Source organism: Myxococcus sp. CA023 (genome assembly GCF_010998615.1).
Lineage (GTDB): Bacteria > Myxococcota > Myxococcia > Myxococcales > Myxococcaceae > Myxococcus.
This window is the reverse complement of the sequence record NZ_JAAEAH010000084.1, coordinates 11,411-31,923: the sequence shown is the minus strand read 5'-3', so window position 1 is coordinate 31,923 and position 20,513 is coordinate 11,411. Positions and strand designations below refer to the sequence as shown.

The window sequence follows — 20,513 nt, the reverse complement described above, 5'->3', positions numbered from 1 at the left end:
ATGCCTGATTACGTCCATGTCCTCCTCGGACTCGTGCTGGGGTACGTCATCTCCTCGTACGTCGAGTCCTTCATGCACGAGTACGTGTCCGACGCGCGCCCGAAGGCGGTGCGCTTCTGGAACCGCGCGCCGAGGCTGTTCCGGCCGATGATCAACACGCACTTCTCCCACCACACCATCCACCACGTGAGGACTTTTCGGAGCAACCACGTGACGCAGTTCCGGAGCGAGGAGGAGAAGCAGAAGCTCACCGAGGAGCTGCTCCAGCGGGGCAAGCACGGCCGGACCATCATCAACGGCGCCTTTGCCACCCGGCTGCACGGCGAGGGCGCCTTTGTCTTCGTGGCCCCGCTGGTCATCTTCTTCCCGGTGTTCTACTTCACGCTCAAGCCCATTGCCTTCCTGGCCGGCTGCGTGACGCTGCTGCTGCCGCCCTTCATGAGCCACTTCGTCCACCCGTACCTGCACCTGCCCTTCGAGGAAGGACAGCGCACCGCGCCCCGGTGGCTGGCGTGGCTGCTGCGGACCCGCTACATGCGCGCCGTCTACCGCAACCACTTCCTGCACCACCGCTATGGCGGCGTGTCCAACTTCAACCTGGTGCTGGGGGCGGACATCGTGCGGCGGCGCACCCGCGTGCTGACGGAGAAGGACCTGACCGTCATGGCCGAGGTGGGCATGCCGCTGCCCGAAGAGGCCCCCTCGCGGACCGTCCATGGCTGAGCACGCGAACGCCTTCCACGTCCCCTGGTGGCTGCGCTTCTCCCACGTGCAGACCGTCGTCCCACACCTGGACCGGCGCCGCCACGACGTGCTCACCGAGCACATCCGCCACGAGCTGGCGGACGGTGACTTCGTGGACGTGTACTGGCTGAACCGGACGCGGCCAGGGCCCTTGTTCATCCTGCTGCCCGGCATGCAGGGCACACAGGACTCCACCTACGTCCGCAGCCTGCTGTCGGAGCTGTCCCTGCGCGGCCTGCGCGCGGCGGTGTTGTGCCACCGGGGCGGCGCCGTGCCCAACCGGCGGGCCCCCTTCTATCACGCGGGTTTCACCGACCACCTGGCCTGGCTGGTGCGCTTCGTCCGTGAGCAGGAGCCCCACACGCCACTCCATGGCGTGGGCTTCTCCCTGGGCGGCAGCATGCTGATTCGCTACCTGGCGGAGACAGGCCACGCCAGCCACCTGTCCGCCGCGGCGGCCGTGTCCCTGACGTTCTCCCTGGGCAGCACGGCCCGGCGGGCCTGCGAAGGCATCAACCAGCTCTACCAACTCCGCGTGTTGAACTCGTACAAGCGTGTCGCGCGGCTCAAGGCCCACCTGCCGGAGTTCGCCTCACGCGTTGGGACGCTGAACGGGATGCGCAGCATCCAGGCCTTCGACGAGGTCTTCACCGCGCCCCTCCACGGCTTCAAGGACGCGGAGGACTACTACGCGCGGTGCAGCAGCCAGCAATTCCTGCCGGGCATCGAAGTGCCCTTCCTCGTCCTCAACGCCGAGGACGACCCGCTCGTCGCCCGGGACACGCTCCCCGACGCACGCGCGCTGCGGGAGCACGTGCGGCTGGAGCTGACGCCGCATGGTGGGCACCTGGGTTTCATGTATCAGCGTTCCTCCGGGCTGGGTTACTACCCGCCGGCCCGGCTCATCTCGTTCTTCCTGCAGGAGCCGTCCGAAGCACATGAATCTCTATCTCAGGATGTTGTGGGTCATGCTCTCCTCGCTCTGGAAGCCGGAGATGCGCGTGGACGCGCTGACGAGCACGCTGGAGCAGCGCGTCCTGCCCAATGACCTGGACCTGAACCTGCACATGAACAACGGACGGTTCCTCACCGTCTGTGACTTGAGCCGGGTCGACCTGTTCATCCGGACGGGCCTGCTGGCGCTCATGCTCAAGCAGAAGTGGGCGCCCATCATCGTGCGCCACACCATGGACTACAAAAAGCCGCTTCGCCCGTTCCAGAAGTACACGGTGTCCATGTCGATTACCCGCTGGGACGAGAAGTACTTCTACGCCACCCACCAGTTCCTCTCGCGCGGGAAGGTGGTGGCGGAGGGCGAGTCCACCGCGGTGCTGCTCGGGCGCGAGGGCGTCGTCCCGCCGGAGAAGGTGATTGAGGCGGTCACCGCCCGGCAGAACCGGATGGTGGCGGAGAGCCACTGAGGGCCCCGGGCCTGGGCCCGCTTCACGCCCAGGCCTTGCGGACCTCCGCGTAGTAGTTGCGGAAGAACGGCACCATGGCCGCGCGATTGCTGTCGACGATGGCCAGGAGCTCCGGGGGCATGACGAACTCCTCCTCCCCCAGCGCGTCGTAGAGCGAGTCCAGCATCTGCTGGTAGAAGCGCGGGAAGGCGCGGTGCCAGCCCACCTTGGGCAGCCGGATGCCGTGCTCCCACCCCATGGCCAGGTAGTGCTTGAGCGCCTCCGCGCGCGCCTCCTTCAGCGTGTAGAGGGAGATGGGCTTGCGCTCCGGCAGGAAGTCCTCGGCCACCAGGCCGCTCTGCCCGCACATCCGCCGCGCCATGTGTTGCCCCAGCAGCGGGGAGAGGAACAGCCCGTCGCGGTACGTGCCCGTGAGCAGCCACAGCCCGTCAACGGACGTCGGTCCGATGAGCGGACACGTGTCCACGGTGACGGGCCGGTTTCCCGCCTGCCAGGCAACGAGCTGCGCGGCGCAGAGGTCCTGGTCAATCTGCTCCAGGACGCACTCCAGCAGGAAGTACATGTCGGCCGGCGTGGTGCGCAGCATCGGCCGCGCCATCAGGATGTTCGTCGCGCCGAAGTAGAGCTGGTCACCCCCGCGGGGCATGCCATGAAGGCCGCAGGCGAAGGCCCGGTTCGGCGTGCGCACCACGTGCTGGAGCGACGGCCGAGGCACCTGGAGCAGCAGCGACGTCCCGCCGCCGCTGAAGATGCGGGGGATGCGCCGCGCCAGCTCCGGCAGCTCGTCGAGCACCGCCTGCGTCCCCACGCCCATGGCGAGCACCACCTGGGCGGCGCTCAGCGCGCGGCCATCCTCCAACCGCACACCCGTCACGCGGCCGCCCTGGACGTCCAGCGTCTTGACCGCTCCATCCACGACGGACACCTTCGGCGACTGCTCCAGGGACAGGGTGAGCGCCCGCAGAAGGCGGCTCGCGTCCACCGAGCCCTCGCGGGGCAGGAACAGCGCCTGTTTGGGCCGGCAGTCCTCCGCGGGATTCAGGCCCGGCACCTGGTTGGGGTCCAGCAGCTCGTGGGGCTCGTCCTCGTCCTTCACCGCCTGCTGGATGGCGATGAAGTTCTCGTCCTCAATCGTCCCGGACTTGGCATTGCTGAAGACGATGGTGCCCGCGCGGACCTGGACGTGTGCGTCCTCGGGCAGCTCGCCATTGAGCTGCTCCAGCCACGAGGGCCAGAGGCGCGCGGCGAGCACACCCTTGGCATGCTTCGCGCGGCCCGGCGCGGTCCGCAGCAAGGGCGCTGTCACTTCCCCATAGCACCCCAGCATCGCCCCGGCGGCGGGGGACGCTCCCGCGGGACGGCTGACGGGACCGACCACGGCGATGCGCAGACGGGGGTCCACCAGCGTCAAGGCGCGCGCGGTCGCCAGACCCAGCGCGCCGTTGCCCGCCACCACGATGTCATAGGTGTCCATTCGCTCGCTGTCCTGGGGCCTGGGGATTCGGCATAGCGCCCGCCGCATCCGGCTCGAAGGGAGCGCGGACACGGCGGGCAGAACGTCAGGGATTCAGGCTGACCCGACGGGGGTCAGTCCTCCTTCTTGGACGTGTCGTTGACGACGTAGGGAGGCCACCACTGGCGCTCCGCGCTCGACCCACACGTCACGCTCGGCTCCTGGAGCAGGTCCTTCTCGGCCACCAGGTTCTTCACGGTCTCCAGCCACTGCGATCCGTTGTTCATGCCACGTCTCCTTGCTGCCGTGTTGGCTCTACGAGGGTACTGCGTACTAGTGAGTCGAGCCCCGAACGCAACTGTCGGCGCGCCTCGTCCGGGGCCACTCTCGCGCCGACAACCTCGAGGTAAGCCCGCTCCATGTCGGAGTACGTCCGGCCGTCGCTGAGTTCGAAAATCAGCCACGCATTCAAGTCGAGCCAGTGGATGCGCGGCGCGGCCGGAGAGAACACCATCAAGCACTCGCCCTGCTTCGACGGGCGGACCCGCAGCCCGTTGACCTTGCGGTACGTGGCCCGCTCCTGTTCACGGGCTCGGGGACCGGCGTCCTTGAGGAAGAGCTCGCGGTCCACGGGCGCCAGGGACTCGCGCAGCCACCTGACGAAGTCGCGCCCCTGCGGGGTGAGCAGGTGGGCCCACTCCGTCAGCAACATCTCCCCCAAGTAGCGGGCCCGGTCCACCGAGCGGCCGTAGCGCGACGCACTGTCGTTGTTCACCACCGACATCGCATGCGGTCGGGACACATAGGCCGAGGGGTCCCCGAACCGCTCCGTCAGGGTGCGGTCCGCCGTGAGCGCGGCCGCCTTGAAGAGCGAGAGGTGCACGTAGACGTGGTAGGCGAACACCGTGCGGACGATGGACCAGCGGATGTCACGCCAAGGGACCTGGATGGTCTCCTCCGGACGGGCCGCGAGCGCCACCGAGCGCGTCGCATCGAAGAGCTTCATGTGAAGCCCTTCGTGCAGCAGGCACCCGGCGACGTCCCAGGGGTTCCCGAGCTCCTCCAGCGACAGGAAGATGGTGGAGGGCGTCAGGTCGCCCCCCGCGGCGGACAGGACGGTGCCCCCTTCGAGCCGAGCGCTGAGCAGCGCGATGGCCTCGATGTGGGTCAGCGCGCTCGCGCCCGAATCGGGCAGCAACAGGGAGAGCAGCTCGATGGAGTCGTTGATCTTCCGCTGCGCGGTGGCGTCCGGGCTCAAGAGCGTCCCGCCGCTCTTGGACTTCGCGCCGAAGACGCCGTCGAACGCGGCATGCAGCGCCCGGGAGTACGGGTCCGCGGGCCGGGCCACGTCCCACAGCCACTTCGGCACCTCCGAGCCCACCCGCCAGCGCGACGGCATGCGCGACTCGCACAGGCCCAGCGGCAGCGCCTCCAGCGCGCCCGGCAGCATCTCCTCCAGCGGGTGCGGCGACGCCAGGTGGCCCGCCTCCAGGTCGGAGAAGGCCTGCTCCAGCGTCAGGCGCACGAGCGGGTCGAAGAAGACGCGGCGCGCGTCAGCGTCACTGAGCGACTCCACCGTGGACGCGGCTCGCGCCAGGGACGGCAGCCGCTCCGCGAACAACTCCACGCCAAAGCGGTAACGGGTCAGTACCTTCGCCAGGATTCGAGGCGAGTCCCCGAACACGGCGTGCTTCGACAGAGCTCGGTCCGCGCTCTGAACGACACCCAGGCCACTCGTCACGGCGCACCTCCCTCGGCGACCTGCTCAATCATCCCGCTCGACTCCAGGCCCCTGAGCGTGGGCGCCAGCTGGGCCCAGGCGCGCTCGGACCCAAGCCCCAGCGACGAGGTGTAGGAGGAGAGCACCTCCTCCTCCGTCTTGCCGTCACACAGCTCGAAGGCGAGCCACGCCGACAGGTTCAGGGTGACGATCTTCTGCGACATGGGGTCCAGCGCGAACAGCACCTCCGAGGCCGGAGAGCGGCGCAACGAGAGGTTCCGCCCCTGCCGGTAACGCACCGAGGACGGCGCCCGGCTGGAGCTGGACGGCGCTGGCGTGGAGGCCGCGGCGCGCGGAGCGGCGTCGTTGCCAGTCGTGACGTCGTCCACCAGGGGACGAACCGTGTCCCACAGCCACGCGACGAGCTCGCGCCCGTAGGGCGTCACCCGGGGCGACAGCGGACCCGAGAGCTGCGAGTGCAGGTACGCCAGCCGCTCCTCGGCCCGGGAGTACGGCTTGACGTCGTTCTTCACCACCGACATCGCGTGGGCCGGGGCGTCGTAGTCACCGGGCGCGCCGAACTCCGCGTAGCAGTCTGGCCCCAGGTGCTTCACCGCCTCGCGGAACACCTGCATGTGCGCGTACGCGTGGTAGGCGAAGACGCTGTTGGACAGGGCCGTCCGCCGTCCCCAGGGCAGCTCCACGGGGTCGTCATCCGTCACGATGGCGCCCGTGCGAATCAGGTCGGAGAGCTTGAGGTGAATCGCCTCATGCAGGATGTGGCCCGCCGTGTCCCACGGGTTCTCCAGCTCGTCCGGGTCGATGAAAATCATGCACGGCGTGCCGTCGCCCCCGGAGCCGGTGAGCATCCGGCCACGCGGGCCCCGGATGTTCGCCACGGCGATGCAGTGCAGGTGCAGGAAGACGCTCTGCGCCATCTCCGGCACCAGCCGCCGGAGCAGCTCACAGGCCCGCTCCAGGCCCTCCACCATGCGCGGCGTCGGACGGATGATTTCGACGCTGCTCTTGGCCCCAGGCATGAACCCGGTGCGGATGCTGTCGCGCAGCAGGTCCCCGACCCGCGACGGTGTGTCCGGGAGGTCCCAGACCCAGGTGCGGCCCGAAGGCCCCACCGTGAAGTCACGCCCCATCGCCTTGCGCGCGACGGACAGCCGACGGCTCTCCTCCAGCGAATCGAGGGCCTCGCCAAGCAGCGCTGGAAAGGTGTCACGCACCGCCCCTACCGGCCCCGTCGTCTCCAGCTTGCTGATGGCCGTCTCCAACGCGGCGCGCACGAGCAGGTCACCGAACAAGACATTCACGGACGCGGTGTCCAGCGCCTCGACGCGCTCCGCCAGCGCCCGCAACCGCGCGTCCTGGCGCGACAACACCTCCAGAACGAACTTGTAGCGTTCGATGACACGCAACACGATTTTCGATGAGTTTCCAAACGGCTCCTGATGCTGGAACCGATGGTCGAGCTGCCGGATGACCTCAATCTGTTGCACGCTGCTCTCTCCTCGAATGACAGATTCATCAAAAAATCCGCATCCCGGCATAAACAGCAATTCGCAACTTCAAGGTACCAACCCTTGAAGCCTGTCACAAGCGCCTGGCGACATAACAGCGTCCGGCCCTCGCTATTTCCCGCGACAATCAGACAGCTGTCTCTGGAAAGAAATTGTCTCAGTGAAGTAGCGAAGACGCGTTGCGTTGGCTCGCCCCGAGCACCACGCCCAGCCCCAAAGACAGCCAGCAGTGCATCGACCGCAGGAAGCAATTGGAGTTGGGCATGGAACGATTGTCGTGCCTACGGCCTCATCCTGCATTCCCTTTCGCGCCCTCTTCTCGATTTCGGACATAGACGTCCGGGTCATGGCGCTCCATGAAGCGCGCGGGCGCGCCCAATGGCTGAAAGCCGTAACGCGCATAGAGTGAATGGGCATCTCGCGTGGCGAGCAAGAACCGCCGAAGCCCTTGCAGGTCGGGATGCGCAAGCAGCGCCTCCATCATCCACTGGCCCAGGCCCCGCCCCTGGTACGGCTCCAGGACGAAGACGTCACACAGATAGGCGAAGCTCGCGCGGTCGGTGACGACGCGGGCGTAGCCCACCTGGCCTCCAGACGAATAGAGCCCGAAGACGAGCGAGTTCCGGGCGGCCCGCTCGACTGTCTCCCGGGGAATGCCCGCGGACCAGTATGAGCGGGACAGGTAGCCATGGACGACGTCCAGGTCGATGCGCGCGGGGTCGTCGGAGGCGACGAACCCGTCATCGCGGTGGACTTCGTAGGGAATGGACTCGGTGTGGGGGCGCATGGAAGTGACGTCATCCTACGCCCTCCCGGCGTGTCGCCCGCTGTGCTGCATCCAGGGAGCAGTACAGTTCGTCGCGCGCGTCGCTGCCACACAGCAGCAGTCTCAACGTCAGCCAGCTCGATTTCGGCCTGACGCAGGGTGGTAACACCAGTCACCAGCTGAGGACGGCTGTCACCACCTGTCCGCCATAAAATTGCGAGTGGGGCATACGCCATCACCTCGCTCGCCCTGGAAGTCTCTGCACCCGCATTGGCATGCCACATGCTCATGCGGACGCCACATCACGCCAGGGAATCCCTCTCACTCCCACGCGCAGGCGATGTCCCCTGCCCTGGCGTTCGCTCTGCCGCGGGAACACTCCCCATCTACTTCCATGAATCGAATGTCTGATTGGCTTTCTACCGCGGCGATGCTCGCTGGCCTTGCCACCCTGACGGGCATGCCAATGGCCGCCAAGGCCTCAAGCGATGTGTCGCCAGAAATCGTCTCCGCGATGCGCCGGGACCTTGGGCTCACCGAGCAGCAGGTGCATCAGCGCCTGTCCTTCGAGGCGAAGGCGCCCGGGCTGGAGCAGACGATGCGTGAACAACTGGGCGACGCCTTCGGTGGCGCCTGGCTCGACACGGAGGGCGGCCAGCTCATCGTCGGTGTCACCGACGAGTCCCGCCTCGCCAAGGCCCGGGTCGCCGGCGTGCAGACCGTGCGCGTGGCGCGGAGCGTGGCGCGGCTGGAGCAGGTGAAGGCGGAGCTGGACCAGAACGTCCAGGCGCTCTCGCCCGCCATCCACTCCTGGTACGTCGACCTGCCGACGAACAGCGTCGTCGTCTACGTGGACGCCTCCAGCCAGACGAAGCTGCGCGCGGAGGCCTTCATCGCGCAGAGCTCGGGCCTGAAGGACGGAAGCCTCCGCTTGGTGGCCTCCACCCACGCGCCCGAGCCCGCCTACGACCTGCGCGGCGGTGACCCGTACTACTTCAGCAACTACCGCTGTTCGGTGGGCTTCCCCGTCAATGGGGGCTTCGTCACCGCCGGCCACTGCGGCGGCGCCGGCACGCCCACCACGGGACACAACGGCGTGGCCCTGGGCACCATCCGAGGCTCCGTCTGGCCCGGCTCCGACTACGGCTGGGTGGCCACCCATGGCGCGTGGACCCCGCAGCCGTGGGTCAACAACTACAGCGGCGGCAACGTCACCGTCGCGGGCTCCCAGGAGGCTCCGGTGAATGCCTCCATCTGCCGCTCCGGCTACACCACCGGCTGGCGGTGCGGCGTGCTCCAGGCGAAGAACATCACCGTCAACTACTCCGTCGGGCCCGTGTACGGCCTGCACAAGACGAACGCGTGCGCGGACGGCGGTGACTCCGGCGGCTCCGTCATCTCCGGCAACCAGGCCCAGGGCGTGACGTCCGGTGTGGCGGGCACCTGCGCCAACGGCAATCCGCCGCAGACGTTCTACCAGCCCGTCAACCCCATCCTGGGCGCCTACGGCCTGACGCTCCGCACGACGGGCGGAGGCGGCAGTGGACAGTCCTTCGTGTCGCGCCTCAACGGCAAGTGCATCGACGTGCCCAACTCCAACTTCTCCGACGGCGTGCAACTCCAGATGTGGGACTGCAATGGCACGAACGCGCAGCGGTGGACCTTCGTCAACGGCACCGTTCAGGCGGGCGGCAAGTGCATGGACGTGGCCTGGGCCTCCACGGCCAACGGCGCGGCCATCCAGTTGGCCAACTGCAGCGGCAACCCGGCACAGCAGTTCGTGCTGAGCGGCGCGGGTGACCTGGTCAGCGTGCTCGCCAACAAGTGCGTGGACATCGTGAACCACAACACGTCCAGCGGCGCCCGGCTCATCATCTACGAGTGCACGGGCAACCCGAACCAGAAGTGGGACTACCGCTGAGCCCTCCGCCGCCTGAACGAGCGACCCGGGTGCCTGGAGGCGATTCAGGCACCGCGGGCCGCGCGGGCGTGACACGCTGAGGTACTCCAGCGCGCCTGGGCCGGCCAGCCCAGGCGTGCCGTCTCACCGGAGGACATTCCCATGGCCCCCTCCCTGTTCCGCGCGTCCCCCCTGCTCGTGCTCGTCCCGCTGCTCCTGGCGGCGGCCCCCTCTCCCCAAGCCCCGACGCCGCCTCGGCTGGAGGACGCAGTCCCCGACACCTTCACCGGTGTGGAGCGCGTGGTGGCGGTGGGGGACGTGCACGGTGACGTGGACGCCCTGAAGGAGGTGCTACGGCTCGCCGGCCTCATCGACGCGAAGGACCGGTGGATTGGCGGCAAGACGCACCTGGTCCAGACGGGCGACGTACCGGACCGGGGCGACCAGACGCGAGCGGCGTTCGACCTGCTCATGCGGCTGGAGCAGGAAGCGCTCGCCGCGGGCGGACGGGTCCACGCCCTGCTCGGCAACCATGAAGCCATGAACATGCTGGGTGACCTGCGCTACGTAAACCCCGGGGAGATGGCTTCGTTCGCCGACCAGAGCCCCGAGCAGGAGAGCGCCGGCTCCCCTCCCGGCCTCAACGGGCACCGCGTCGCGTACAGCCTCCAGGGCCGCTACGGCCAGTGGCTGCGCAAGCACGCCGCCGTGGTGCGCATCAACGACACCCTCTTCGTGCACGGCGGCGTCGCGCCCGGCGTTCCCGGCGGAAACCTGGCCGAGCTCAACCGCTGGGTGCGCCAGGACTTCTTCCCCGACCATCCGCCCGGCGGCGCGCGGGACGCACAGGGCCCCTTGTGGTTCCGAGGCTACGCACTGGGCGAGCCGCAGGACGCCGAACCCGCGCTGGACGCGGTGCTGAAGCGTTATGGCGCCAGGCGCATGGTCATGGGGCACACCACGAACCGCGACGGCAAGGTGAAGGTGCGGTTCAACGGCAAGGCGCTGCTCATCGACACCGGGCTGAGCACCGGGTACGGGCGCAACCTCGCGGCCCTGGAGCTTCGCGGCGGCAAGGTCAACGCCCTGTACCGCGAAGGCCCCGTCACGCTGGGTTCCGTGGAGCCCTCCGCCGCGCCGGCTCCTCCCGCGGGGCCGAAGCCTCGGAAGAAATGAGCAGGCGCGTCCCGTCCGTCCCCGCGACTGCACACGGGCGGTGACGCAACGTGCAGTCCCTTGCACATGCAAGACGTGCCGTCCCTTCGCGCGGAGACAGGGCCCGGTGGTTGCATCCGGGCGGCCGCATGCGCCTTCCCGTCCTGCTCCTGGCGGCGTCCGTGCTCTTCGCCCTGCCCGCGAGGGCGGACATCACGCTGTTCCCCGAAAGAGAGACCTGGCTGTCCGTGGGCCCCCTGTACAGCGCGGCATTCGGGGCGGACGAGCCCGGCACGGGCGTGGGCGGGGAGTTGACGCTCAATTGGTTCAAGGGCGTGGGCGCCCTGGGCCTCTTCGCGCAGGCACAGAAGATGGATCGCGGCAGCGCGCGGCTCTGCGCCGGACTCCAGGGCACCCTGTTCTTCGGGGGTGTGGAGCTGGGCGTCATGCATGAAACGGCGAGCCGGACGCGCGTGGCGACCACGGGCCTGCACGTCGCGCCCTACCTGGCCTTCCTGTTCGGCAGCCTGGGCGTGCGCTTCGGGATTCCGCTGGCCGGGGACCGGGACATCGGCCCCGGCGGCGTGGAGCGGACGCGGCATGCCCGCGAGGTGGGGCTGGTGTTGACGCTCAAGCTCCCCATCGCGCTGAGCCCGCACTCCGTCTGGGGTCCCATCTTCCCCTGGAACTAGCACTCAACCGAGCGGCAGCTCGTCGCGAATCCACGCCGTGACGGAGTCGTGCCGGGGCTTCCACTCCAGTTCGCGGCGCGCGCGCTTGCCACGCACGCGGCTGTTGGAGCCGAAGGAGTAGCGCGCGTGGCCTTCACCCCATTCACGGCTGGCTTCCTCCACCGACCAGGATTGGACGGGCCCCAGCCCGAGCCGCTGGGCGATGGCGGCGCCAATCTCCGCGAAGGAGGCCTCGCCGTTCTCCACGAAGTAGAAGGCCCCGGCGGGCGCGCGCGCCAATGCGAGCAGGTACAGCGCCACCACGTCGTCGATGTGCACGTTGGACCAACGGTTGACGCCCTTTCCGACGATGCGCACCACGCCGCTCTTGCGCGCCTGCTTCACCAGCGGGGGAATCTGCACGCTGTCCGGGCTGAGCCCGGTGCCCGTGCCATAAATCATCGTGTTGCACAGGACGATGCCGCGCATTCCCTCGGCGGCGAGCACGCTGGTGTCGACCGCGTGACGGGCCTGCTTGTCGGGCTCGACGATGAAGGGGGTGTCCTCGTCGAACACCTTGTCGGAGAGCACGTCGCCTCGGACGTCGTCGCCAATCACGCTGGAACCACTGGTGTGGAGCAGCGGCTTGCCAGAGCCGCGCAGCCCCGCCAGGAGCGCCTCGACGGCCTCCGCGTGGTCACTGCTGGCCGCGTTGATGACCGCGTCCGCGCGCCGCGCCTCGGATGTCAGCAGCGCGCGGTCCTCCAAGTCACCCAGCACGGGCTCGATGCCGAGCGCCGCCAGCCGCTCCGCCTTCGCCTTGTCCCTGACCAGCCCTCGGATGGCGTGGCCGCGGGCCTTCAGCGAGTGAGCAAGGGAGCCGCCGATGAAGCCGCTCGCGCCCGTCAGGAACAGTTGCATGGACGACCTCCAGGTTCAGGGATGCGTGCAGTCTGCGCATTCCTCCCTGGAAACGCCTCCCGCCTGCACGGACCACCGTCAGCTTCGGTGACTTCTGGAGACGCTGGCCCAGGTCGCTCTCTCCCCAGGCGCAGGGCCAGCACCACCTTGCGGAGGGATTCCCCCAGCTCGGTGAGGCGACGCGGGCTCCATGAGGCGTCCGACACGCAGCGCTCGTGCTGCGCGGCTGATGAGCCAATCATGACGATTCCGTGAGGATTGCCCCGCCGCGGCTCCCTACCGTCGGGACATGTCGAGAACGAGGGAGCGGCGCATCCGCAGCGGCGGGGCGTTCACGATGCTGACCGTCGGGGTCCTCGGGATGCTCGCCTGGGACGCGCGCTCCACGTCAGAGGCCGTCGACCGAGGTGCAGGCGTCGCCGCATCGTCGCAAGCCGCGAACCGCATCGAAGGAACTGGCACCCCAGGCATGGCGGCCCTGGGCTCTATTCCTCAGCCCGAAAAGAGACGGCGCATTCGTGGCACCGTGGTGGATGCGCGAGGAGTCCCCCTCGCGGGCGTGCGAGTGTCCGCCCTGTCGCGGGCCGAGGAGCCCCTGGCAGAGCTGCCGTGTCCCGACTGGGCGCCTGGTACAGGGGGCTCCCGCAGCAAGGAGAAACCCCTCCATCTCTTGCATGACTGCAGGCAGGCGGCCCAGGACATTCTGACGGAGTGGGTTTCCTCCCGCATGGGCGAAGCCATCCTCCAGGCAGAGACGGTCACCGACGGTGACGGCACCTACGCCTTGGATGGACTGGACGTCGGAATCCTGTCGGTCTGGGCCTTGAGCGAGGACGGGGCGGCCGTGCAACAAGGCATCCTGGGGACGCACGACAGACTGCAGTTGGTGCTGGCTCCGGGATTACGGGTGGAGGGAACCGTCTTTGGTGAGGACGTACCGCTACCAGGCGCCCGCATCAGCCTGGTCTCCGTGGCAACGGACCGATACTTCGACGGCACCGCAGGTCCGGATGGCCGGTTCCACATCGGCCCGCTGCCGTATGGGCATTACGTCCTCCTGGCGAAGTAGGATGGCTGGCGACCGGAGCTCCTCCATCTCAATGAGGCCACCGGCCTTCCGTGGGGCAGCGTGCACCTCACACGGCCGCTGAACCATGCAGGCCGGGTCCTCTCCCAGGGAAGCCCCGTCGCGGGCGCCCGCGTCGAGCTCACCGCGGAGTTTCCACATGACTACCCCTTTCAGTTCGCCACGTCCGACGCGAATGGACGGTTTCATTTCTCCGGACTCCGCAATGGCTACGGCCTCAAAGTGTCGGCCTTCCATGAAGGGATGATTGCCAGCGAGGAAGTCACCCTGAAGGAACGAAACGGGGCTGAGACGGTACTCGAACTGCGGCCTGCACCTCATTTCGAAGGAATCGTTCGAGACGAGGCGCGCCAGCCCATTCCAGGTGCCCGCGTCTCCGTCGTTCCGGAGCGCCTTGATATCGACTACCCGGTCACGACAACGAACCTGGATGGCCGCTTTCGTCTGGGCCCCTTCGGCCCCGACATGAACCAGGTCACGGTGTCAGCACCGGGTCATCTGGACGAATTCGTCACTCTGAGTTCCCCAGAGGCCACGTCCCCTGCCACCATCACCCTGTTTCGCGCGGTGTCCATCACCGGCGTTGCGGTCGACGCACACGGGGCGCCCGCTCCGAACGTCACGCTCAGATTGGAGCGCCAATGCAACCCCGCGGTGCCGCACCATAATCATGTGACGACCACGGACGACGCCGGCCGTTTCGAGCTGAAAGCCTGCCGCGCAGGTAATTGGGGGCTCCAAGCCGATGACCCGCGCTTCCTTCCAGACGTCGCTTCGGTGCACGCGCCCAGCGGAGACCTCCGCATCTCGCTGAAGCAAGGCCCGACCTTGCCAGGCATCGTGTTGGATGAGCACGGTGTTCCCGTGCCCGATGCGGACGTCATCCTCGCCAGGCGCGAGGCGAAAGACACGCTCCGCCAAAATACATCTTCAGATGCCCAGGGGCATTTCCAGCTCGGGGCAGTTCCGCCAGGGCACTACACGGTGTGGGCACAAAAGGAGGTTCTGGGTGTCATCCGGCGGACCGTCGCCCAGGACATCGAGTTGCGAGAGGGACCTCCGCCGCAGGTGGAGCTGCGCTTTCCCGAAGGTGTGACGGTCTCCGGCATCGTGGTGACAACGAGCGGAAGGCCCCTGGAGGGCGCGACTATCGCGACCTCTCGGCAGTCACCAACTGACGCGACAGAGCCGCCGACCGTCAGCTTCAGATGCGGCGGACCTTTCGGCGTTCGCACAGGCGCGGATGGGCGATTCGTCCTGCGGCATCTGTCTTCCGGCCCGCACACGATATCGGCCTGGAAAGATGGCTATACCTTCGTCCCAGCACAATCCACGGGAGGGACCGAATACGAATCCTCCGCACTTCTTGTGAAGCCGGGGGAGGCCCCCCTCCGTATCGTCATGCAACGTGATTCACAAATCCGAGGCAGGCTCCTGGGTCCCGGTGGGTCGCCCTTCTCAAATTTCGTCCTCAACAACCGCGAATTCTATGTCGACCCCCAGGACGGCGCCTTCAAATGGTCGACCCTGAAATCTGGGGTGCAGACGCTGAGATTCGATGCCCCCGGGGTGGCATCACGAACCCTCACGGTCGATGTTCCCTTCGAAGGAGATGTGGAACTGGGTGACATCCACATGAGTCCGGGGCCTTCCATCCTGAGTTCAGTGCTGGACGCTACGCTTCACGAGCCTGTCGAGAGCGCGAACCTGTCGCCATAGGCCCGTGACGGCACGGCCACATCTATTTCCACCGGGAGGAGTTGACGATTCCGGCCTCCGGAGAAATCGTCCCCACGTTGGTTCCCAACTGGCAGCCACTGCCCTCTTCTGGGGAATGACGGAACGGTCCATGAACGACTATGAGTTGATTGGCTCACCGGGATGTGGCTCGGCCATCGTGGAGATGGCGCTGAGCATCACCGGCATCCCGCACCGCCTGACGGAGCTGCCCTACCTGGAGCCAGGTCCCGGGCGAGATCGGCTGCTGAAGCTCAATCCCCTGGGGCAGGTGCCCACCCTGATCCTCCCCGATGGCGCGGTGATGACAGAGAGCGCGGCCATCATCCTGCACCTGCACGACGTCTCGCCCCAGAGCGGCCTGGTGCCGGAGCCCACGGCCCCCGAGCGCGTGCGCTTCCTCAACCTCCTGCATCGCCTCGTGGGCGCGGTGTACCCGACGTTCACCTACGCGGACGACCCGCCCAAGTGGACCCTGGCCGGCCCCGCCGCGGACCGGCTGCGCGACACCGTCATGGAGCGCCGCGCCAACCTCTGGCGCGAAATCGACGCCCAGGTGGGCAAGCCTCACGTGCTCGGCAAGCGCTTCAGCGCGCTGGACCTCTACGTCACCGTGATGACGCACTGGCGCCCGAACAAGGACTGGTTCATTCAGAACTGCCCCGCCCTGGCAGCGGCGGCCACTCGAGCGGAGAAGAACCCGCACGTCGCCGCAGTGCTGGAGCGCCACTTCAGTTAGAGACAGCGTCGGCTCCCACAGGGGGCGTCATCAAGGCACGTACCGCAGGGGCTCATGTCCAAGCCCCTGGCTCCTCCTGCTCTGCAACCCGCAGATGGGCCACTGCCACTTCCACCCGGTGAAGGGCCGCGACGAGGCCCGCCGGGTCCTCGACAATCCCTACCCGTGCCGCTTCGACATGGGACTCGTGAAGGGCATGGCCCAGCGCTTCGCGCCCGAGGCCACGCTCACTCACGACACTTCAGCAGGGTGCCGCCAGAAGGGCGCGAATTCCTGCACCTACCTCATCCACTGGTAGGTCAGCCCTCCCGGCGGCCCTGGGTTCAGCCTTCTGCCTGACCCGGGGTGTGGTCCGGGTCCGGGTAGGGGCGAACACGGTGAGGCGCGTCCTCGTCGTCGCCCTCCGCGCTCCCCGGCGTGTGGCCCGGCTCTTCCTCCATGTAGCGGCTCTGTCGTTCCTCCGCCTCGTCTGGCGGCTCGGACAGCGGCCGCGGCGCTTCCACATCTGGCATGGCGATGTCCTCCTCTTGGAGAACATAGGCAGTCGCAAGTCATGCGATGGTCGCGCCCATATGACGCTCCACCGATTCCTTGGCACCGCCCGGGGGCTGCTGCGGAATGCCGTCGGCATTCCCCTGACGCTGTACATGGTGCTCCGTCCCGGGAAGAAGGAGACGGAACGCGCGCAACGCAACGCCGAGACGCTCATCGCGGCCTGCCGCGCCTACCAGGCCCGGCACGGACAGCTCCCCGACACCCTGGAGCAGCTCGTGCCGGAGTTCCTCCCCCAGCTGCCACCCGCCAAGTTCAGCGGCCCTCACTTCGGCTTCACCTACGACGTGAGCGGCCCGGCGGACGCACGCCGTCACGTGCTGGGATGGACGGACAGGATTCCCTTCGGGCGCCCCTTCTTCGTCTTCGAGGAGGAGCGCTGGGGCTACCTGGATTGAGCGCCTCCCGGGCCCGCGAGCAGGCAGGCGGTCCCCTCTTCGCCGTGGCTCCAAGGAGCGCTCGGGGCGCGTAGCGCCTCATCCGCCGCGTGCCTGCCGTTCCCGGTGCGATTCACGGACCGGTGGGAGGCTCGGCGTCCCCGGGCCCCGCGGGCACACCGTCAGCGCGCTCCGACGCCCGCGTCGCCGAAGGTGTCACAGGCTTCGAGCGTGCCCTGCTCCAGCCCACGCCGGAACCAGGTGACGCGCTGCTCGGAAGAGCCGTGGGTGAAGGACTCCGGGACGACGTAGCCCTGGGCGCGCCGCTGCAAGGTGTCATCACCAATGGTACATGCGCCGGTCCGGTGGACAGTAGAAAGGCCCCACCGCGCTCTCCTGGAAGCCGCACGCGGACTGCACCGCGTCCGTGAAGAGCACCAACCGAGGCTGCGCGTATTGCGCGCCCACAGGCGCGAGCACTTCCGGCCAGGTGTCCTCCGTGTCCGCGAGCACGACGGACACGAAGTCCTTGAGCTCTTCCTGTCGGGGGTCCAAGGGCTGGCCCGAACCGCCCGTGCCGTCCGCGCTCCGAGGGTCCTCGCCTCCGCCCAGCCCGAGCTGGGAAGGGTCTCCTCCGAGCAGCAGCACCAGCAGCGCCACGACGATGGAGGCCGCGCCGCCCCCCAGCGCCAGCGGGCGGCCCAGGCCACTGCCCCGCCGGTCCTCGACATTCGAGCTGCGACGTCCACCCTGCCACCGCATGCAGCGCTCCCCCTGGCTGGTCCCCGGCGGCCTCAAGATAAGCAGCCAGGGACACGGAGGTGGACGACAAGCCCCTGCCAGGCGGGACGGCCAGCAGGCAGGGGGACGTGGTGGGCTACGGCTGGGACATGGCCTGGATGACGGGCCGCGCCTTGCCCTCATCCGCGGTGATGGAGACGACGAGCCGCTGGGAGCAGCCCTCGAACTCCTTCCGAAGGGACTCGGCCGTCACCGTCTGGAGCATCGCGGGCCGGCGCGTCACCGTGTCCGGCTCGAAGCCCCGGACGCGCGCGGTCAGCAGCGCGTTCACCCAGGCTTCCGAGCTGATGAAGGAGACGGCCTGGGACGCCAGCATCCCCCTGCGAGCCCGCTCCAGCGCGTGCTCGGGCACTTCCTTCGCGAAGGACGCGAGAAGCTTGGTCACGGTGCTGATGCCTTCACCCATGCGCTGCGCATCCACCGCGCCCTCCAGCACCAGGTGGGCCGCGCCGCCGCGCCCCAGCCAGGGCCGCGCGGAGAAGCCGTACGTCGCCCCCCGGCGCGAGCGCATCTCCCCCGAGGCGTGATTGTGAATCAGCTCCGCCATCAACGCGTAGCGCGCCTCTGCTTCGGGCGTGGCCGTGGGCAGCCGGCAGGCCAGTTGCACCTGTGCCTGGCTCGCGCCAGGACGCGGCGAGAGCAGGACCGTCGCCTCCGAAGACGCCGTCGGCAGCTCAGGCGCGGCCGGCGTGGCGACGGGCGCCGCCTTCCCCCGGCTCCAACCGCCGAGGTACTTGCGCGCCAGCCCCTCCACTTCCTTCACGTCGAACTCGCCGGCGATGACGACCACCGTATTGGCCGGGCGATACACGTCCTTCAGCCACGCCTCGGCTTCCGTCCAGGACACCTGGGCCAGGTCCGCGCCGGTGGCCTCGCGCGCAAAGGGATGCGTGCCATACAGCGCCTTCTGGAGGTGACGCTCGGCCAGGAGCTCCGGATTCGAGTCCACCGCCTGACGCCAGGGCAGCACCTGCTCGCGGTAGAAACGCACCACGTCCTCGGAGGTCCGCGTGGAGTCGAGCTGCTCGGCCAGCATCGCCAGCATGTTGCCGACGTTGCCGGCAGTGCCAGAGATGCCGACGCGCAGGTGGTCGCGCTGGAACGACGACGTCGAATGCAGGCCCCAGTCACTGGGGCGGCCCTCGAACCAGGACTCCCGGAAGGAGCCCCAGTTGGCCAGGTCCGCCACCCCCGACTTCGCGCCGTAGGACGAACCACCGCCCATCGCCGCGCCGATGCGGACCACCGGAAGGCCCGGACGCGGAGCGAGCAGCACCTCCATGCCATTGTCCAGCTTGAGCACCTGCACGGGCGAATCGAGCGCCGCCGTCATGGACGGCGTCACCTGCTCGGCGGGCGTGGTCCAGGGCTCCTCGTCCGCGGACAGCGTGGCGGCCGCCGTCGCCGCGCCCGGCACCTCACCGGGACGGACGACAATCATTCGCACCCGGTCCCGCTGCAGCCACTGGTACGAGAAGTCCGTCACCTTGCCGCCGGCGAGCCCCATCAGCGCCACCTGCGAGCGGGTATAAGAGCGCACGTCCTGCGTGAAGTGGGTGAGCAACGCCCGGCGCTCGGTGCGGGACATGAGGTCCTCTGACTCCAGCACCATGCCCGTCACCACCTGCCGGCGCGTCGCCTGGAAGTCGAACTCGCGGCCCAGCACGGAGCCGGGCTGAATCTCCTGGACCCACGCGTTCTGCACCTGGTCCAACACCTTCCCCGCCGAGCGCGTCGGGTCGTCGCCCCGGCTGAGCCGCACCCGCACCACCAGCAGCGAGGCGCGCGTCCCCGGAATCAGATTGGTGGAGATGTCCGCGATGTCGCCGTCGTTGCGCACCGCGCCCCAGAGGTTCTGGCCGAAGGTGGCGCGCACGAAGTCCTGGACCGCGCTGGACTCGTCGAAGCCGCGCGGCAGCACCCAGGACAGATACACCTCCGGCGTGGGCACGGCGGCAGTGAAGACGGGCACCGGCTTCTGGGCGGGCGTGGTGGCGGGGGCCGCGGGCTGCGCGGGCAGACGCGCCTCCAGCGCCAGGGGTGCGCCTGTCCCCACCCAGGCCTCGGGCAGGTTTGCCCGAAGCGTGGCCTCCACGGCCGCCAGGTCCACGTCACCGGCGATGACCAGCGTGACGTTGTCTGGACGGTAGTGCGCCCGGGCGAAGCGCTGCGCGTCCGACAGGCTGAGCGCGGACAGCGACTCATGCGTCCCGGCGAGAGGACGCGCGTAGGGGTGTCCACCGGGGAAGGCCGCGGCGTTCAACCAGCTGAAGACCTGTCCCACGTAGCCCGTCTCGTTGCGCTGGCGGAGCTCGTTGCGGACCACCTCGCGCTCTACCGCGAACACCTCTGGGCTCACGCCCGCAAGCGGCGCGGCCAGGCGCTGGCCTTCCAGCTTCAGGAGAACGGGCAAGGCCTCCTTGGGGCCCAGCGTCTCGTAGGACGTGTAATCCAAACTGGTGGAGGCGTTGTAGAAGCCCGCGCCCGACGCCTCCAGGCGCCGCCACACCGACGGACTACCCGCGTGGCGGGAACGGAACGCCAGGTGCTCCACGACGTGCGCCAGGCCCTCCTTGCCACCCGGGTCACTGGAGCCCCCCGCGCCCACCACCGCGACCACCGCCACCACGGGAGAGCGGGCATCCTGCTCCACCACCACGCGGAGCCCCGAGGGGAAGCGGAAGTCCCGCAACGGGAAGGCCACGTCACGCATGACGATCTGCCCACGCTGGGGCAGCGTGGCGCACGCGCTCAGCAGCAGCGTCAGGGCGACGACGGCGGCACGGGGCCGCCAGGCGAAAGGGAGGGAGACACGCGGGCGAAACATCCAAGCTCCAAGGACGAACCCGGGAGCAGCGCGCAGGGTCACGCCCCACCGCCTCCCCCGAGCGGAAGTGAATCTCGACAGCGACGAAGCGAAGGCAGTGCACGAACCGCGCT

Annotated in this window: 21 protein-coding genes; 11 read left to right on the top strand and 10 right to left on the bottom strand. The window is 68.5% G+C overall.

What is annotated here, in order from left to right:
• Genes F8M74_RS30300 through F8M74_RS30290 form a run of 3 tightly spaced genes read left to right on the top strand, consistent with a single transcriptional unit; the run spans position 1 to position 2,165 of the window.
• Positions 1-723, top strand: coding sequence for a hypothetical protein (locus tag F8M74_RS30300; RefSeq protein ID WP_141254754.1), 723 nt, complete (start codon positions 1-3; stop codon positions 721-723).
• Entirely contained in the window at positions 716-1,792 is a 1,077-nt protein-coding gene (locus tag F8M74_RS30295; RefSeq protein WP_141254755.1) for a YheT family hydrolase, read from the top strand. Before F8M74_RS30300 ends, F8M74_RS30295 begins: the two co-directional genes overlap by 8 nt.
• Complete coding sequence (locus F8M74_RS30290; protein WP_228559779.1) at positions 1,713-2,165, top strand: acyl-CoA thioesterase; 453 nt, start codon at positions 1,713-1,715, stop codon at positions 2,163-2,165. The genes F8M74_RS30295 and F8M74_RS30290 overlap by 80 nt, the downstream gene beginning before the upstream one ends.
• Before the next feature lie 22 nt (positions 2,166-2,187).
• Here F8M74_RS30290 and F8M74_RS30285 read toward each other — a convergent pair whose 3' ends face one another.
• The 5 genes from F8M74_RS30285 to F8M74_RS30265 form a co-directional block, all read right to left on the bottom strand.
• Complete coding sequence (locus tag F8M74_RS30285; RefSeq protein ID WP_141254756.1) at positions 2,188-3,639, bottom strand: FAD-binding oxidoreductase; 1,452 nt, start codon at positions 3,637-3,639, stop codon at positions 2,188-2,190.
• 113 nt (positions 3,640-3,752) lie between these two features.
• Complete coding sequence (locus F8M74_RS30280) at positions 3,753-3,905, bottom strand: hypothetical protein (protein ID WP_163884630.1); 153 nt, start codon at positions 3,903-3,905, stop codon at positions 3,753-3,755.
• Entirely contained in the window at positions 3,902-5,359 is a 1,458-nt protein-coding gene (locus tag F8M74_RS30275; protein WP_141254757.1) for an HEXXH motif-containing putative peptide modification protein, read from the bottom strand. Before F8M74_RS30275 ends, F8M74_RS30280 begins: the two co-directional genes overlap by 4 nt.
• Positions 5,356-6,846 (bottom strand): HEXXH motif-containing putative peptide modification protein, encoded by a 1,491-nt coding sequence (locus tag F8M74_RS30270; RefSeq protein WP_141254758.1) that lies wholly within the window; start codon positions 6,844-6,846, stop codon positions 5,356-5,358. The genes F8M74_RS30275 and F8M74_RS30270 overlap by 4 nt, the downstream gene beginning before the upstream one ends.
• Positions 6,847-7,156: 310 nt before the next feature.
• A complete protein-coding gene (locus F8M74_RS30265) occupies positions 7,157-7,654 on the bottom strand; it encodes a GNAT family N-acetyltransferase (protein WP_141254759.1) in 498 nt (165 codons plus the stop codon).
• Positions 7,655-7,847: 193 nt separating this feature from the next.
• Here F8M74_RS30265 and F8M74_RS30260 point away from each other — a divergent pair, with 193 nt between their 5' ends.
• The 3 genes from F8M74_RS30260 (at position 7,848) to F8M74_RS30250 (ending at position 11,380) form a co-directional block, all read left to right on the top strand.
• Positions 7,848-9,554, top strand: a complete 1,707-nt coding sequence (locus tag F8M74_RS30260) for a ricin-type beta-trefoil lectin domain protein (RefSeq protein ID WP_141254760.1) — start codon at positions 7,848-7,850, stop codon at positions 9,552-9,554.
• Positions 9,555-9,695: 141 nt separating this feature from the next.
• The gene (locus F8M74_RS30255) at positions 9,696-10,709 is read left to right on the top strand and encodes a metallophosphoesterase (RefSeq protein ID WP_171410365.1); all 1,014 of its coding nucleotides are present in this window, start codon (positions 9,696-9,698) and stop codon (positions 10,707-10,709) included.
• Positions 10,710-10,837: 128 nt separating this feature from the next.
• Positions 10,838-11,380, top strand: coding sequence for a hypothetical protein (locus F8M74_RS30250; RefSeq protein ID WP_141254762.1), 543 nt, complete (start codon positions 10,838-10,840; stop codon positions 11,378-11,380).
• A 3-nt stretch (positions 11,381-11,383) separates the two neighbouring features.
• Here F8M74_RS30250 and F8M74_RS30245 read toward each other — a convergent pair whose 3' ends face one another.
• A complete protein-coding gene (locus tag F8M74_RS30245) occupies positions 11,384-12,280 on the bottom strand; it encodes an NAD-dependent epimerase/dehydratase family protein (protein WP_141254763.1) in 897 nt (298 codons plus the stop codon).
• A gap of 727 nt (positions 12,281-13,007) precedes the next feature.
• On the opposite strand from F8M74_RS30245, the gene F8M74_RS38185 reads away from it, so the two are divergent.
• The 4 genes from F8M74_RS38185 (at position 13,008) to F8M74_RS30230 (ending at position 16,141) form a co-directional block, all read left to right on the top strand.
• The gene (locus F8M74_RS38185) at positions 13,008-13,349 is read left to right on the top strand and encodes a carboxypeptidase-like regulatory domain-containing protein (protein ID WP_228559775.1); all 342 of its coding nucleotides are present in this window, start codon (positions 13,008-13,010) and stop codon (positions 13,347-13,349) included.
• A gap of 60 nt (positions 13,350-13,409) precedes the next feature.
• Complete coding sequence (locus F8M74_RS30240; RefSeq protein ID WP_228559773.1) at positions 13,410-15,086, top strand: collagen binding domain-containing protein; 1,677 nt, start codon at positions 13,410-13,412, stop codon at positions 15,084-15,086.
• 130 nt (positions 15,087-15,216) lie between these two features.
• Positions 15,217-15,843 carry a glutathione S-transferase family protein gene (locus F8M74_RS30235; protein ID WP_163884627.1) on the top strand — a complete coding sequence of 209 codons (627 nt, stop codon included), beginning with the start codon at positions 15,217-15,219 and terminating at the stop codon, positions 15,841-15,843.
• Between the two features lie 94 nt (positions 15,844-15,937).
• The gene (locus F8M74_RS30230) at positions 15,938-16,141 is read left to right on the top strand and encodes a hypothetical protein (protein ID WP_141254765.1); all 204 of its coding nucleotides are present in this window, start codon (positions 15,938-15,940) and stop codon (positions 16,139-16,141) included.
• Between the two features lie 25 nt (positions 16,142-16,166).
• Here the strand turns inward: F8M74_RS30230 and F8M74_RS30225 are convergent, their stop codons facing one another.
• The gene (locus F8M74_RS30225; protein ID WP_141254766.1) at positions 16,167-16,355 is read right to left on the bottom strand and encodes a hypothetical protein; all 189 of its coding nucleotides are present in this window, start codon (positions 16,353-16,355) and stop codon (positions 16,167-16,169) included.
• Positions 16,356-16,415: 60 nt separating this feature from the next.
• Between F8M74_RS30225 and F8M74_RS30220 the strand changes: the two genes are divergently transcribed.
• On the top strand, positions 16,416-16,793 hold the full coding sequence (locus F8M74_RS30220; protein WP_141254767.1) for a hypothetical protein: 378 nt from the start codon (positions 16,416-16,418) through the stop codon (positions 16,791-16,793).
• 161 nt (positions 16,794-16,954) lie between these two features.
• Here F8M74_RS30220 and F8M74_RS38570 read toward each other — a convergent pair whose 3' ends face one another.
• The 3 genes from F8M74_RS38570 to F8M74_RS30210 all read right to left on the bottom strand — a co-directional run bounded on the left by F8M74_RS38570 (position 16,955) and on the right by F8M74_RS30210 (position 20,400).
• On the bottom strand, positions 16,955-17,104 hold the full coding sequence (locus tag F8M74_RS38570) for a neutral zinc metallopeptidase (protein WP_301340616.1): 150 nt from the start codon (positions 17,102-17,104) through the stop codon (positions 16,955-16,957).
• A 7-nt stretch (positions 17,105-17,111) separates the two neighbouring features.
• Positions 17,112-17,534, bottom strand: a complete 423-nt coding sequence (locus F8M74_RS30215; RefSeq protein WP_301340617.1) for a neutral zinc metallopeptidase — start codon at positions 17,532-17,534, stop codon at positions 17,112-17,114.
• Between the two features lie 115 nt (positions 17,535-17,649).
• A complete protein-coding gene (locus F8M74_RS30210; protein WP_141254768.1) occupies positions 17,650-20,400 on the bottom strand; it encodes a pitrilysin family protein in 2,751 nt (916 codons plus the stop codon).
• Positions 20,401-20,513: the final 113 nt, after the last annotated feature.